The organism is Bradyrhizobium sp. USDA 3364 (assembly GCF_054056355.1).
In genome coordinates this window covers 7,033,828-7,048,816 of the sequence record NZ_JBSRYG010000002.1, presented here as the reverse complement: position 1 = coordinate 7,048,816, position 14,989 = coordinate 7,033,828, and the positions used below count along the sequence as shown (strand labels likewise).

Here is a 14,989-nt window from a genome sequence, read left to right as displayed (position 1 = left end):
CCCCTAGCTGCAGATTAAGGTGAGGCAGGACTCACTTCGTCTGAAGCGACCGCCGGACTTACATGCGTGTGGAGACGGCGACTACAATGATTGGATTACCGGGGATGCGTGGGGTGAAGGTTAACACCGCGGCTGCGATTGCGGTCCTTCTGTTGGCTGAGGTGGGCCCTGTGCCAGCTCTTGCCGATACTATCGAGGCCGCGCTGGTGCGGTCCTACCAGAACAATCCCCAGCTGAATGCGCAGCGCGCGCTGGTGAGGGCGACCGACGAAAACGTTCCGCAGGCGCTGTCGGGTTATCGTCCGAGGGCCGCGCTGACGGTGAGCGGCGGCTATCAATACACCGACACGCAATTGGGACAGGGAACCGCTGCGGTCCATGGCACCCAAAACCCGGCCAGTGCGGGCCTGACGGTGAACCAGTCGCTGTACAACGCTCAGACCGCGCCAAAGGTGCGCGCGGCCGAAAGCCAGGTGTCGTCTGCGCGCGAGGGTCTGCGCGTGCTCGAGCAGACCGTGATCCTGAACGCGGCCACGATTTACATGGACTATCTGCGCGACTCGGCGATCGTCGAGGTCCAGCGCAGCAACACGCGGGTGCTGGAACAGACGCTGAAGCAGACCCAGGACCGCTTCAATGTCGGCGAGGTCACCCGCACCGACGTCGCGCAATCCGAGGCGCAGCTTGCGGCCGGCCGAACCCAGCAGCTCACCGCGGAATCGAATCTGACGACGACGCGATCGAATTTCCGCCGCATCATCGGCAACGAGCCGCAGAATCTTGCACCCGGCTCGCCGGTCGATCGCTTCCTGCCGCCGTCGCTTGCCGCCGCTGTCGAGCTTTCCCTGACCCAGAATCCGGCCGTCACCTCCGCGATGTACGGCGTCGACATCAATTTCCTGCAGACCAAGGTTGCCGAAGGTGCGCTGCTGCCGACCGTTGGGCTGCAGGCTTCGGTGACCGAAGGCTACCAGCAGCAATTGTCGGTGAACCGGCTCTTCAATGCGGCGGCGCAGGTTCAGGTGTCGGTGCCGATCTATCAGGGCGGCGCTGAATATTCGCTGATCCGCCAGTCCAAGGAATCGCTGGCGCAGCAGCGCCTAGTGCTGGAACAGACCAGGGATCAGGCCCGCGCCAACGTTGTTACCGCCTGGGGCCAGCTGGTCGCCGGCAAGTCGCAGGTGGCGTCGGCACAGGCTCAGGTCGCCGCAGCCGAAATCGCGCTGAACGGCGTGCGTGAAGAGGCCAAGGCCGGCCAACGCACCACGCTCGACGTGCTCAACCAGCAGCAGGCGCTCGTCAACGCCCGCAACTCGCTGGTGACTGCGCAGCACGACCGCGTCGTCGCGTCATACAATGTGCTGAGTGCTGTTGGCCGGCTGTCGCCGCAGGTGCTCGGCCTTTCGACCAATGTCTACGATCCGAGCGTTCACTACCAGCAGGTTCGTGACAACTGGGCCGGCGTCCGCACGCCCGACGGCCGCTAATCATCTTCACGTCATCATCGCTTGTCGCGCCATGTTTGTTGTCCTGAGTTAATCAGGACCACAAACAGGCGCGTTTGCTTGCAATCGATAATTGGCCTGACATACCGTTTTGTCGGGCAGCAAAGCGATTCGCGGCGCGCCGCAGTAGCGTGATGAAGGTGCGACGCCACCTATGATCACGCTGCATTGGGCGACACGAAGCTTGCACATAGCCTTGGGCAGGCTTGATCTGGGGACAAGTCGGGCGGGAGTAATGAAAAACTCCGCTCGCATCATCGGAACCGGCGAATCCTCTCGGGCTTGATGTAAAATAGTTTCGATGTGGAGTCGGAGATGACGCAACCTGCGAAGGTCCAAGAGCCCTCGATGGAGGAGATTCTGGCGTCGATCCGTCGCATCATTGCCGACGACGAGGCAAAACCGGCTGCGGCCGAGAAACCTGCTGCTGCCGCTGCACCACAGCCGCCAAAGGTCGAGCCGCCGCCAGCAGCCAAGCCAGCGGTGAAGAGCCCACCGCCTGCAGCGCCACCGGCCGTGAAGGCCGTTGCACCCGCGCCGAAATCACCTGCACCGGCAGCAGGCAACAGTCAGGACGACATCGATTCACTGCTGGCCAGCCTCGACGAGGCGACGCCCGCGGCTGAGATCAGGCCGTCGCCGCAGCCCGAAGCCGACGTGTTCGAGCTCACCGATGACATGGCGCTGCCGGATCCGCCTTCCGCTGCGGCGGCCGCGCCGTCCTTCCGCAAGGTCGAGCCGCAGGACGATGTCGAGTTCACGGAAGCGCGGTCCCGGGCGCCGGAACCGACGCGGGAGCCGCCGGCGATCGAGTCCGCGCCGATGCAGCAGATCATCTCGGGAACCACGATGCGCGCGGTCGAGTCCGCCTTCAACTCACTGGCCAACACCGTGCTGAGCAACAACGCTCGGACGCTGGAGGATCTGGTCAAGGAGATGCTGCGGCCGATGCTCAAGGCCTGGCTGGACGACAACCTGCCGGGGCTGGTCGAGCGCATCGTCAAGGCCGAGATCGAGCGGGTATCCCGCGGGCGCTAGCTCCGCCGCGGGGGACTAGCTCCGGCCGCAACGGCCTGGCAACCCGCACTCAGCCCCCCAAATGCGCCAGAGTTTCTTGTTTTGACGCGTTTTCTGCACGCGAACCGGTGTCCACTTCGCTCGAAAACGCTCGCCACGCCGATTTGACGTGCCGGTCCGGTTGACTTGGTGCGCTCCGGCGGCTTTCTAACGTTTCCCCAGAGGCCCACAGCGCATTGTCATGATCGAGAAAAACTACCAGCCCGCCGATATCGAGCTCCGGATGGCCCAGATCTGGGAGGAGAGCGGTGCGTTCAAGGCCGGCCGGCCTGAGCGCAAGGATGCCGCACCTTTCACCATCGTGATCCCGCCGCCGAATGTGACCGGCTCGCTGCACATGGGCCACGCGCTCAACAACACGCTGCAGGACATCCTGTGCCGCTTCGAGCGGATGCGTGGCCGCGACGTGCTGTGGCAGCCCGGCACCGATCATGCCGGCATCGCGACCCAGATGGTGGTCGAACGGCAATTGATGGAGCGGCAGGAACCGGGCCGCCGCGACATCGGCCGCGCCAAGTTCCTCGAGCGGGTCTGGCAGTGGAAGGCCGAGAGCGGCGGCACCATCGTCAACCAGCTCAAGCGCCTCGGCGCATCCTGCGACTGGTCGCGCGAGCGCTTCACGATGGACGAGGGCCTGTCGCGCGCCGTCGTCAAGGTGTTCGTCGAGCTGCATCGCGATGGCCTGATCTACAAGGACAAGCGCCTCGTCAACTGGGACCCCAAGCTGCTCACCGCGATCTCCGACCTCGAGGTGCAGCAGGTCGAGGTCAAGGGCCATCTCTGGTACCTGCGCTATCCGATCGAGGGCCGCACCTTCAGCCCGGACGATCCGAAGTCGTTCATCGTGGTCGCAACCACCCGTCCCGAGACGATGCTCGGCGACACCGCGGTTGCGGTGCATCCGGACGACGAGCGCTACACCGATCTGGTCGGCCAGCATGTCATCCTGCCGCTAGTCGGCCGCAAGATTCCGATCGTTGCCGACGACTATTCCGATCCGGAGAAGGGCTCGGGCGCGGTCAAGGTGACGCCGGCGCATGACTTCAACGATTTCGAGATCGGCAAGCGCCACGGCCTGCCGCAGATCAGCGTGCTCGACCAGGAAGGCTGTCTCAGCCTGGTCGGCAACGAGGACTATCTGCGCGGGCTGCCGATGGCCGCGGACGAGTTCGCCGCCGAGTTCGACAAGATCGAACGCTTCGCCGCGCGCAAGAAGATCGTGGCGCGGCTGGAGGAGTTCGGCTTCCTCGAGCGGATCGAGCCCAACACCCACATGGTGCCGCATGGCGACCGCTCAGGCGTCGTGATCGAGCCGTACCTCACCGACCAATGGTATGTCGACGCCAAGACGCTGGCGCAGCCGGCAATGGCGGCGGTGCGCTCGGGCGAAACGACGTTCGTGCCGAAGAACTGGGAAAAGACCTACTTCGAGTGGATGGAGAACATCCAGCCCTGGTGTATCTCGCGCCAGCTCTGGTGGGGCCATCAGATCCCGGCCTGGTATGGACCTGACGGCAAGGTGTTCGTCGCCGAGACCGAGGAAGAGGCGGTCGGCAATGCGCTCGGCTATTACGTCGAGCAGGAAGTCATCACGCCGGAGCAGGGCCACGACATGGCCACTGATCCCGCCAAGCGCGAGGGCTTCATCACACGCGACGAGGACGTGCTCGACACCTGGTTCTCGTCGGCGCTGTGGCCGTTCTCGACGCTGGGCTGGCCGGACGACACGCCGGAGGTCGCGCGCTACTACCCGACCAACACGCTGGTCACGGGCTTCGACATCATCTTCTTCTGGGTCGCCCGCATGATGATGATGGGCCTCCACTTCATGAAGCAGGCGCCGTTCTCGACCGTCTACATCCACCGTCTCGTCCGCGACGAGAAGGGCGCCAAGATGTCGAAGTCGAAGGGCAATGTCATCGATCCGCTCGGCGTGATCGACGAGTACGGCGCCGACGCGCTGCGCTTCGCGCTGACCCGCGAGGCGGCGCAGGGCCACGACATCCGCCTGTCGCCGCATCTGGTCGAGACCAACCGCAATTTCGCGACCAAGTTCTGGAACGCGTGCCGCTTCGCCGAGATGAACGAGTGCGTGAAGCCGGACGGTTTCGATCCGAAGGGCGCCAAGGAAACCTTGAACCGCTGGATCGCGCACGAGACCTCGCGCGTCACCCGCGAGGTGACCGAGACGATCGAGGACCACCGCTTCAACGATGCCGCGGGCGCGATCTACCGCTTCGTCTGGAACGTGTTCTGCGACTGGTATCTCGAACTCGCAAAGCCGGTGCTGATGGGCGAGGAGGGCGCGGCCAAGGCCGAGACTCGCGCTATGATCGCCTGGGCGCGCGACGAGATCCTCAAGCTGCTGCATCCGTTCATGCCCTTCATCACGGAAGAGCTGTGGGCCGTGACGGCAAAGCGCGACGGCCTGTTGGTGCTGGCGCCCTGGCCGCGCAGGTCGGGCGTGACCGGCGAGCAGCTCGCGGCGATCGCGACCGCCGGGCCGGTCGTCGATCCGATCATTCCGCCCGTCATTGCCGCGCTCGACGCGGACGATTTCAGCGATCCCGCGGCAGAGGCCGAAATCGGCTGGGTGGTCGATCTCGTCACCGCGATGCGCTCCGTGAAGGCGGAGATGAACATCCCGCCGTCGACGCTGACGCCGCTGGTGATCGTGACCTCTTCCGACGAGACGCGCGACCGCGCGCAGCGCTGGAACGACACCATCAAGCGCCTCGCGCGGTTGTCGGATATCTCCTTCGCGGACGCCGCGCCGGAAGGCGCCATGCAGCTTCTGGTGCGCGGTGAAGTGGTCGCGCTACCGCTGAAGGGCGTGATCGATCTCGCGGCCGAACGGACGCGGCTGGAAAAGGAGCTCGGCAAGGCCGACGCCGACATCAAGCGGGTCGACGCCAAACTCTCCAACGAGAAGTTCGTGGCCAATGCGCCGGAAGAGCTCGTCGAGGAAGAGAAGGAAAAGCGCGCGGCTGCGCAGGAGCGCAGAGCCAAGATCCTCGAGGCGATCGAGCGGTTGAAGAAGGCGTCATAGTTAGAGCCCCGTTCCGATTGAATCGGAACGGGCTCTAGATTGTTCTGACACGTTTTCTTCAGCGAACCGGCGTCCATTTCACCGGAAAACGCTCTTGCAACGTCGTGGCGCTCAAAACCGTTTGCTGAGGAATTTCGATCCCCTCACGCCGTAGCGCCAGGGCAGTTCGACGGCCTTGGTGATGCCGATCCGTATCCCGGTGACGATGTCGGGCGTCTCGGTTCGCTCGTGCAGCGCGATCGGGGGACGGTCGAGCGGCAGCTCGCTGTGCGCGATGGTGATGCCGAGCGCCTCACAGAGCTTGCCGGGCCCCGAGCACAATGCGCGCTCGTCTTCCAGCCCGCGTCGCCGCCGCATCGCGGCGAGCCCATGGGTCGGCTCGAGCGCGCGGATCAGCACGGCGCTGGCCGAGCCCGGCTTCTCGCAGACGAAATTGACGCACCAATGGATGCCGTAGGAGCGGTAGACATAGGAGAAGCCCGGTGGGCCGAACATCACCTGGTTGCGCGGCGTCGGCCCGTTGAACGAGTGGGCAGCCGGTTCGGTGTGATGATAGGCCTCGACCTCGGTAATGATGCCGCCGACGCCATCGACCAGGAAGGTCGCGCCGATCAGCTCGGGCGCGACCTCATGGACGCTGCGATCGAAGAAGGAGCGCTTCAGCGCCTTGCCGAGGCGCGCGCGCGGTCGCACGGGTCGATCGGGGATTTTGAGCCATTTTGAGATGGGAATCGGCATGGAACGGACCGCAACACTGCCAATATATGGGCTGATCTGCTAGGGTCGCGGAGCGGGTTGCGAGCCGCGGCAACACCGATTAGCTATGGTTTCTCGCGACTTGCAGGCACCTATGGTCACCATCGTCGACACCATCTCCATCACTCAACTCCGCCCGCGTCACCCCGAAAAGGTGAACCGGCCCGATGCCGTGTCACCGCCGAAGCCGGACTGGATCCGGGTCCGCGCGCCGAACACGCGCGGTTACGCCGACACGCGCCGGATCGTGAAGGAGAACGGGCTCGTCACGGTGTGCGAGGAGGCGGGCTGCCCCAATATCGGTGAGTGCTGGGACAAGAAGCACGCCACCTTCATGATCATGGGCGACACTTGCACGCGCGCCTGCGCGTTCTGCAACGTCAAGACCGGCATGCCCGGCGCGCTCGAGGCGAGCGAGCCGGACTATGTCGCCGAAGCGACGGCGAAGCTCGGGCTCACCCATGTCGTGGTGACCTCGGTGGATCGCGACGATCTCGCCGACGGCGGCGCCGAGCATTTCGCGCAGACGATCCGCGCCATCCGCGCGCGCTGCCCGACCACCACGATCGAGATCCTGACGCCAGACTTCCTGCGCAAGGACGGCGCGCTTGAACGCGTGGTCGCGGCCAAGCCCGACGTCTTCAACCACAATCTGGAAACCGTGCCGTCGCGCTATCTGACGGTGCGCCCCGGCGCCCGCTATTTCCATTCGATCCGGCTGCTGCAGCGGGTCAAGGAGATGGACCCGACGATCTTCACCAAGTCGGGCATCATGGTCGGCCTCGGCGAGGAGCGGCATGAGGTGCTGCAGGTGATGGACGACCTGCGCTCGGCCGACGTCGACTTCCTGACCATCGGGCAGTATTTGCAGCCGACCCGCAAGCATCACGCCGTGATGCGCTACGTGACGCCGGACGAATTTGCGGGCTACGAGCGCGTCGCCTACACCAAGGGCTTTCTGATGGTGTCGGCCAGTCCGCTGACACGCTCGTCGCATCATGCCGGCGAAGATTTTGCGAAACTGCAGGCGGCACGCACGGCCCGCGGCCGCTAGATCTTGTAAACGGCGGTAAGCCGGCGCCATCACGCGCCGTTGCCTGATCGGGCCTTGCCCGAACCTTGACCCAATCTTGGACTGGACCAATGCAGCGCGTTCTGGTGATGGGATCGTCGGGATCCGGCAAGTCGACCTTTGCCCGCCGGCTGTCCGCCATGACGGGCATTCCGACCGTGTCAATCGACGCGCTGTTCTGGAAGCCGGGCTGGGTCGAGTCCGACAAGGACGAATTCAACCGCCGCATGACCGCAGCCGCGCGAGAGCCGCGCTGGATCATGGATGGGAACTACACCAAGAGCGGCGCAGGTGAGCTGCGGCGCGAGCTGTCCGATACGATCATCTGGTTCGACCTGCCGCGATCGACTTGCATGCTCGGAATCCTGGGGCGCATTGCCGGCAGCTATGGTCAGGTCCGCCCCGAGATGGCGGAAGGCTGCCCGGAGAAGATCGATCTGGAATTCTTCCGTTATGTCTGGACCTACCGCCAGCAGCAGCGGCCGAGACTGCTCGAATACTTTTCAGGATTGCGCCCGGATCAATCGCTGGTCTGCTTTACTGCTCGAGCCCAGGCGGACGCTTATCTGAAGCGCCTCGCACTCATGCGAAACCGTGCGAGTATCCACTGATGCCACGATTCTCCAGCAAGCGGCGGGTCCGCCACACCGCACCTCAAATGTTCGATCTGGTCGCCGACGTCGAGCGCTATCCGGAATTCGTGCCGCTGTGCCAGGCGCTCAAGATCCGCCAGCGGACGCCGAACGACGACGGCACCGAGGTCGTGGTGGCCGACATGACGGTCTCGTTCAAGCTCGTGCGCGAAACCTTCACCAGCAAGGTGACGCTCGACCGGCCCAATCTGAAGATCCTGGTCGAATATCTGCGCGGTCCGTTCAGTAACCTGGAGAACCGCTGGACCTTCGAGCCGAAATCGGAAACCGAATGCGATGTCGGCTTCTTCCTGAATTACGAATTCAAGAGCCGGGTGCTGGCGATGCTGATGGGCTCGATGTTCGACGCCGCTTTCGGGCGGTTTGCCCACGCGTTCGAGAAGCGCGCGGACCAGGTGTACGGGAAGCCCCAACTGTCGACCTGATGATGGATTGACCAAGGCCGGCGATCTCTCCACGCGTCATGGCCGGGCTTGGCCCGGCCATCCACGTCTTTCGTGCAATTGGCGACAAAGACGTGGATGCCCGGCACGGGGCCGGGCATAACCGAGAGTTGCGTCGTCGGGTTACGGGCAGGAACGACGCACGCCGCCGGACGCGATGTAGGTGCCCGAAGCCGGGTCGTAGCTGCGGAAACGCTGGGAGCAATAGGCGTCGTTGTTGGCCTTGGCCTGGCTCGCGGCGATCGCGCCACCGATGATCGCACCGGCCGCAAGGCCGCCGATGACCGCAGCGCCGTTTCCGCCGTCACGGTAGTAACCACCGCGGTAACCGTACCCGCCACGATAGCCGTAGCCGCCGCGATAGCCGTAACGCGGCCCACCATGCCAGTGACGGTATTGCACATGCTCGACGGAGGTAGGTTGGTTCTGCAAGCGGGCGGCGGGCGCCAGCGGCGCGGCAAGCGAGGGGACAGCAGTCGTCAGCGTCATGGCGCCAGCGGTGATTGCGGCCGCGACCAAAGTTCCCAACTTCATCATTTTCTCCTTGTTGTGGGATTTTGCCGTTTGAGGAAGCAGCTGAAACGGCAGAGTTGGAGCAACATTAAGTGGCGAAGCGACGTCAGGGTTCCACCTGACATGGGTGGCACTGGGTCGCAGTTGACTTGAGGGTATCGCGAGGTCGGGCCCTGATGCGACTCGACTTCAGTCGACCTATCCGCGTGGTGGCCGCCGCCGTTTCGCGGCGTGGCTTCGCGGCGAACGGGCAACCCTCGGCCGCAACCGGGTGGCGGTCTCGCGGCGGGGCTTTGCGGCCTGCGGCGGCCGCGCCAGCTCCATCAGCATGCGCAGGGCTTCCACGACCGAGCGCTGACGCACGGTGCTGCGGCCGATCGCGCCGAAGCGCTGCTCACGATGCAGGATGCGGCCGTCGCGCGCGGCGACGGCGAAGTGTACCAGGCCGACCGGCTTGCCCGGCGTCGCGCCGCCGGGGCCGGCAATGCCCGTGATCGAGACCGCAAGATCAACGCCGGCCTTTTCCAGCGCGCCGATCGCCATCGCGGTCGCGGTTTCTTTGCTCACCGCGCCGAACGTCTCCAGCGTCGCCGCCTTGACGCCGAGCATCACCCGCTTGGCTTCATTCGAATAGGTGACGAAGCCGCGATCGATGACGTCGGAAGAGCCGGGGATATCGGTGAGCGCGCCCGCGACCAAGCCGCCGGTGCAGGATTCCGCGGTCGCGATGGTTAGCTTGCGCATCCGGCACAGGTCGAGCAGCGAGCGGGAGAGGGCACGAGCGTCGCTGCCGCCCATGTCAGGCACTCCAGCCGTTTTCATCCCAGGGCAGGCGGACCGTCGCGCTTGCGGTCGCCGCGATGCCTTCCTCGCGGCCGGTGAAGCCGAGTCGCTCGCTGGTGGTGGCCTTGACCGCCACGCGCGAGATGTGGACGCCGGAGATCTCCGCGATCTTCGCCCGCATGGTGTCGCGCAGCGGGCCGATCTTCGGCCGCTCGCAGATCAGCGTCACCTCGAGATTGGCGATCCGTCCGCCGCGTGCGGTGACGCGCTCGACGGCGTATTTCAGGAACTGGTCGGAGGAGGCGCCCTTCCACTTGGCGTCGCTCGGCGGGAAATGCGAGCCGATGTCGCCGTCAGCCAGCGCGCCGAGGATGGCGTCGACCAGCGCATGCAGCCCGACGTCGCCGTCGGAATGGGCCAGGAATCCCTTTGTGTGCGGCACGCGCACACCGCAGATCATGACATGGTCGCCATCGCCAAAGGCGTGCACGTCGTAACCGGTGCCGGTCCGGATGTCGCCGAGCTGGCTTGCGAGCCGCGCTTCCTCGCGCACGAAATCTTCGGGTGTTGTGAGTTTCATGTTGGCAGGATCACCCTCAAACGTCGCAACCGTCAATCCCGCCCATTCAGCAAGCGCGGCATCGTCGGTGAAATCGCTGCGGCCCTCGCGCGCGGCACGACGATGCGCCTCCAATATTACGTCGAAACGAAATGCCTGCGGCGTCTGCGCGATCCTTAGCCGCGCGCGCTCCGGCGTCGCCTCGACATCGCCGGTATCGCCGGTGAGCTTGATCGTGTCGGTGACGGGAATCACGGGGATCGCAGCGCCGGTCCGGCCGGCCGCAGCGATCGCACGCGAGATCACGGCTGCGGTGACGAAGGGCCGCGCGGCATCGTGGATCAGCACGATGTCGGGCTTTTCGCCGGCAAGTGCCTCGAGCCCGGCATGGACCGAGGCCTGCCGGGTCGCACCGCCCGGCGTCGGCGGCTGATGGCGCAAGCCGGCAACGGCTTCGCGAAACAGCGCGGCATCGTCAGGATTGACCACCGGCTGCACCGCGAAGACATCCGGATGTCCGGAGAACGCCTCCATGGCGCGGTAAATCACCGTCTGTCCGCCGATCGTCCGGTATTGCTTTGGTCCGCCTGCGCCGGCGCGCAGTCCACGGCCGGCTGCGACAAGGATGGCTGCGGTACGCTCAGGCTTCGGCATTTTGAACCAGTGACAGACGAATCGGGGATGGGGGGGACGGCTGATATCGCCGCGCACAGCCCTTAGCATGACCGCTGCGCAAAAACAGAGCGTTTGCCGATGACTGTGGGAAAAGCAGATTTTGTTGCAGTGCACTTGCGCAAATGGTAGAAATGTCTAAACCGTAGGCATGAGCCTTGACTGCACAAGAATTGTGCGCAGAATAGACGATGTCAGCTGCAATGGCGTGGCTGACAAAACCACGAGACCGCTGTGACCGGCGTGCAAAGTACTCCTCGTAACCCATTGAAGATCGGCGATATTGCTGTCGCCAACCGGGTTCTCCTCGCGCCCATGTCCGGCATCACCGACGCGCCTTTCCGGCGACTCGCCGCCGGTTTGGGCGCCGGGCTGGTGGTCTCCGAGATGACCGCCAGCGACGATCTGGTGAACGGCAAGCCGGTGTCGAAGCTGCGCTGCGAGGCAGCCGGGATCGGGCCGCATGTGGTTCAGCTTGCGGGCTGCGAGGCCCGTTGGATGGCGGAGGGCGCCCGGATCGCCGCGGGCGCCGGCGCCGATATCATCGACATCAACATGGGCTGCCCGGCCCGCCACGTGACCGGCGGCCAGTCCGGCTCGGCGCTGATGCGCGACCTCGACCACGCAGTGACGCTGATCGAGGCGACGCTGTCGGCTGTCAAGGTGCCGGTGACGCTGAAGATGCGGCTCGGCTGGGACGACCGCTCGCTCAATGCGCCCGACTTGGCGCGCCGTGCCGAGGCCGCGGGCGTGCAGATGATCACCGTGCATGGCCGCACCCGCTGCCAGTTCTACAAGGGCGAGGCGAACTGGAACGCGGTGCGCGCGGTCAAGGACGCCGTCACGATTCCGGTCGTGGTCAATGGCGACATCACCTCGTTCGACAAGGCTGTCGGCGCGCTTGAGAAGTCGGGCGCCGACGCCGTCATGATCGGCCGCGGTGCGCAGGGGCAGCCCTGGCTGCCGGGCCAGATCGGTCGGCGGCTGGAGACCGGGGTCGCCGAAGCCGCGCCGTCGCTCGCCGAGCAGCTCAAGCATGTTCGCGCGCTCTATGACGAGGTGTGCAGCCATTATGGCCTGCGCATCGGGCTCAAGCATGCGCGCAAGCATCTCGGCTGGGCGTTGGAGACCGCGGCGGCCTATAGCTGCGCGCCGGCGGCGACATTGAAGACGTGGCGGCAAACGATCCTGACCTCGGAGGAGCCGTCCAGCGTGCATCGCGCGCTCGAGGACGCCTACGACGATTTTGCCTGGAGTGCTGCCGCATGACGTCAGCCATGGAGTTTCGCCGGCCCGTGCCCACCGACGGCGAGGCCATCCTCAATGCGCTGCCCAATCCGGTGCTGCTGGTCGCACCCGACGGACGGATCGTCGATGCCAACATTGCCGCGGAATCCTTCTTCGAGATCTCGGCGCAGTTCCTGCGCCGGCAGTCGCTGAAGGAACTGGTGCCGTTCGGCAGCCCATTGCTCGCGCTGATCGAGCAGGTGCGGGCGAGCGGCTCGCCGGTCAATGAATACAAGGTCGATCTCGGCACGCCGCGGATCGGCGGCGATCGCCAGGTCGACCTGCACGTCGCACCGCTGACCGAGCGGCCCGGTCACATCGTGGTGATGCTGCAAGAGCGCACCATTGCCGACAAGATGGATCGCCAGCTCACGCATCGCAGCGCGGCACGTTCGGTGATCGCGCTGGCCGCGATGCTCGCACACGAGATCAAGAATCCGCTGTCGGGCATCCGCGGCGCCGCGCAGCTGCTGGAGCAGCAGGCGTCCCCCGAGGACCGGCTGCTGACGCGGCTGATCTGCGACGAGGCCGACCGCATCGTGACGCTGGTCGACCGCATGGAAGTGTTCGGCGACGACCGCCCGGTGGCGCGCGGCCCAGTCAACATCCATTCCGTGCTCGATCACGTAAAGCGGCTGGCGCAGTCCGGCTTCGCGCGCAATGTCCGTTTCATCGAGGACTATGATCCGTCGCTGCCGCCGGTGCTCGCCAACCAGGACCAGCTGATCCAGGTGTTCCTCAATCTGGTGAAGAACGCAGCCGAAGCGGTCGCCGATCTCGGCACCGATGCGGAAATCCATCTTACCACGGCGTTCCGGCCGGGCGTGCGACTGTCGGTGCCCGGCAAGAAATCGCGGGTCTCGCTGCCCCTGGAGTTCTGCGTCAAGGACAATGGCTCGGGCGTGCCGGAAGACCTGCTGCCGAACCTGTTCGATCCCTTCGTCACCACCAAGCAGACCGGCAGCGGGCTCGGCCTCGCGCTGGTCGCCAAGATCGTCGGCGATCACGGCGGCATCATCGAATGCGAGTCGCAGCCGCGCAAGACCATCTTCCGCGTGCTGATGCCGATGTACAGCGCCGCCAAGCAACACGACCAAAGCAACCGCGATGACGTTCCGGGTACGTCCTCGCCTGCCTCTCAGGATGCACGATGAGGAACACCAATGCCTGCAGGTAGCATACTTGTCGCTGACGACGACACAGCCATCCGGACCGTCCTGAACCAGGCGCTGTCGCGCGCCGGGTATGAGGTGCGCCTCACCGGCAACGCCGCAACGCTGTGGCGCTGGGTCAGCCAGGGCGAGGGCGACCTCGTCATCACCGACGTGGTGATGCCGGACGAGAACGCGTTCGACCTCTTGCCGCGGATCAAGAAGATGCGGCCCAATCTGCCGGTCATCGTGATGAGCGCGCAGAACACCTTCATGACCGCGATCCGCGCCTCCGAGCGCGGCGCCTACGAATACCTGCCGAAGCCGTTCGACCTGAAGGAGCTGATCACCATCGTCGGCCGCGCGCTGGCCGAGCCGAAGGAACGGGTGTCCAGTCCGGCCGACGACGGCGAGTTCGACTCGATCCCGCTGGTCGGCCGCTCGCCGGCGATGCAGGAAATCTACCGCGTGCTGGCGCGGCTGATGCAGACCGATCTCACCGTGATGATCTCCGGCGAGTCGGGCACCGGCAAGGAGCTGGTCGCCCGCGCGCTGCACGATTACGGCCGGCGTCGCAACGGCCCGTTCGTCGCCGTCAACATGGCGGCGATCCCGCGCGACCTCATTGAATCGGAGTTGTTCGGCCATGAGCGCGGCGCGTTCACCGGCGCCAACACCCGCGCCTCCGGCCGCTTCGAGCAGGCCGAGGGCGGCACGCTGTTCCTCGACGAGATCGGCGACATGCCGATGGAGGCGCAGACCCGTCTGCTGCGCGTCCTGCAGCAGGGCGAATACACCACCGTCGGCGGCCGCACCCCGATCAAGACCGACGTCCGCATCGTCGCGGCCTCCAACAAGGACCTGCGCATCCTGATCCAGCAGGGCCTGTTCCGGGAGGATCTGTTCTTCCGCCTCAACGTGGTGCCGCTGCGGCTGCCGCCGCTGCGCGAGCGCATCGAGGATCTGCCAGACCTCATCAGGCACTTCTTCTCGCTCGCCGAGAAGGACGGCCTGCCGCCGAAGAAGCTCGACACCCAGGCGCTGGAGCGGCTCAAGCAGCACCGCTGGCCGGGTAACGTCCGCGAGCTGGAGAATCTCGCCCGCAGGCTCGCCGCGCTCTACCCGCAGGACGTCATCACGGCCTCGGTCATCGACGGCGAACTGGCGCCGCCGGCGGTCACCTCGGGTGGCACCGCAACGGTCGGCGTCGACAATCTCGGCGGCGCGGTCGAGGCTTATCTGTCCTCGCACTTCTCCGGCTTCCCGAACGGCGTGCCGCCGCCGGGGCTGTACCACCGGATCCTCAAGGAGATCGAGATCCCTTTGTTGACCGCCGCGCTGGCGGCGACCCGCGGCAACCAGATCCGGGCCGCCGACCTGCTCGGATTGAACCGCAATACCCTGCGCAAGAAGATCCGCGACCTCGATATCCAGGTCTACCGCAGCGGCGGGTAGGCGTTCTCGAGCCG

13 protein-coding genes are annotated in these 14,989 nt (G+C 65.4%); 9 read left to right on the top strand and 4 right to left on the bottom strand.

Annotated features, from left to right (window positions below; all coding sequences use genetic code 11):
• The first annotated feature begins 104 nt into the window (after positions 1 to 104).
• From ACVILL_RS33045 to ACVILL_RS33035, 3 genes are all read left to right on the top strand, one after another.
• Positions 105 to 1,487: a TolC family outer membrane protein gene (locus ACVILL_RS33045; RefSeq protein WP_456732876.1), complete on the top strand. Its 1,383-nt coding sequence runs from the start codon at positions 105 to 107 to the stop codon at positions 1,485 to 1,487.
• A gap of 333 nt (positions 1,488 to 1,820) precedes the next feature.
• Positions 1,821 to 2,543 (top strand): PopZ family protein, encoded by a 723-nt coding sequence (locus ACVILL_RS33040; protein WP_456732875.1) that lies wholly within the window; start codon positions 1,821 to 1,823, stop codon positions 2,541 to 2,543.
• Positions 2,544 to 2,763: 220 nt separating this feature from the next.
• On the top strand, positions 2,764 to 5,631 hold the full coding sequence (locus ACVILL_RS33035; RefSeq protein ID WP_456732874.1) for a valine--tRNA ligase: 2,868 nt from the start codon (positions 2,764 to 2,766) through the stop codon (positions 5,629 to 5,631).
• Between the two features lie 111 nt (positions 5,632 to 5,742).
• Here ACVILL_RS33035 and ACVILL_RS33030 read toward each other — a convergent pair whose 3' ends face one another.
• Positions 5,743 to 6,369, bottom strand: coding sequence for a DNA-3-methyladenine glycosylase (locus ACVILL_RS33030; protein WP_456732873.1), 627 nt, complete (start codon positions 6,367 to 6,369; stop codon positions 5,743 to 5,745).
• A 112-nt stretch (positions 6,370 to 6,481) separates the two neighbouring features.
• On the opposite strand from ACVILL_RS33030, the gene lipA reads away from it, so the two are divergent.
• The 3 genes from lipA (at position 6,482) to ACVILL_RS33015 (ending at position 8,537) form a co-directional block, all read left to right on the top strand.
• Positions 6,482 to 7,441 carry a lipoyl synthase gene (lipA, locus tag ACVILL_RS33025; protein ID WP_456732872.1) on the top strand — a complete coding sequence of 320 codons (960 nt, stop codon included), beginning with the start codon at positions 6,482 to 6,484 and terminating at the stop codon, positions 7,439 to 7,441.
• A 158-nt stretch (positions 7,442 to 7,599) separates the two neighbouring features.
• Entirely contained in the window at positions 7,600 to 8,070 is a 471-nt protein-coding gene (locus ACVILL_RS33020) for a DNA topology modulation protein (RefSeq protein ID WP_456732871.1), read from the top strand.
• Positions 8,070 to 8,537 (top strand): type II toxin-antitoxin system RatA family toxin, encoded by a 468-nt coding sequence (locus ACVILL_RS33015; RefSeq protein WP_456732870.1) that lies wholly within the window; start codon positions 8,070 to 8,072, stop codon positions 8,535 to 8,537. The genes ACVILL_RS33020 and ACVILL_RS33015 overlap by 1 nt, the downstream gene beginning before the upstream one ends.
• A gap of 141 nt (positions 8,538 to 8,678) precedes the next feature.
• Here ACVILL_RS33015 and ACVILL_RS33010 read toward each other — a convergent pair whose 3' ends face one another.
• The 3 genes from ACVILL_RS33010 to ACVILL_RS33000 form a co-directional block, all read right to left on the bottom strand.
• Entirely contained in the window at positions 8,679 to 9,092 is a 414-nt protein-coding gene (locus tag ACVILL_RS33010) for a BA14K family protein (RefSeq protein WP_456732869.1), read from the bottom strand.
• Positions 9,093 to 9,266: 174 nt separating this feature from the next.
• Positions 9,267 to 9,866 carry a CinA family protein gene (locus tag ACVILL_RS33005; RefSeq protein ID WP_456732868.1) on the bottom strand — a complete coding sequence of 200 codons (600 nt, stop codon included), beginning with the start codon at positions 9,864 to 9,866 and terminating at the stop codon, positions 9,267 to 9,269.
• A 1-nt stretch (position 9,867) separates the two neighbouring features.
• The gene (locus ACVILL_RS33000) at positions 9,868 to 11,064 is read right to left on the bottom strand and encodes a bifunctional 2-C-methyl-D-erythritol 4-phosphate cytidylyltransferase/2-C-methyl-D-erythritol 2,4-cyclodiphosphate synthase (protein ID WP_456732867.1); all 1,197 of its coding nucleotides are present in this window, start codon (positions 11,062 to 11,064) and stop codon (positions 9,868 to 9,870) included.
• 285 nt (positions 11,065 to 11,349) lie between these two features.
• Between ACVILL_RS33000 and dusB the strand changes: the two genes are divergently transcribed.
• The 3 genes from dusB to ntrC are packed head-to-tail and all read left to right on the top strand — an operon-like array spanning position 11,350 to position 14,975.
• Positions 11,350 to 12,351 (top strand): tRNA dihydrouridine synthase DusB, encoded by a 1,002-nt coding sequence (dusB, locus tag ACVILL_RS32995; protein WP_456734422.1) that lies wholly within the window; start codon positions 11,350 to 11,352, stop codon positions 12,349 to 12,351.
• A complete protein-coding gene (locus ACVILL_RS32990; protein WP_456732866.1) occupies positions 12,348 to 13,523 on the top strand; it encodes a two-component system sensor histidine kinase NtrB in 1,176 nt (391 codons plus the stop codon). The genes dusB and ACVILL_RS32990 overlap by 4 nt, the downstream gene beginning before the upstream one ends.
• Before the next feature lie 9 nt (positions 13,524 to 13,532).
• A complete protein-coding gene (gene ntrC, locus ACVILL_RS32985; RefSeq protein ID WP_456732865.1) occupies positions 13,533 to 14,975 on the top strand; it encodes a nitrogen regulation protein NR(I) in 1,443 nt (480 codons plus the stop codon).
• Positions 14,976 to 14,989 lie beyond the last annotated feature (14 nt).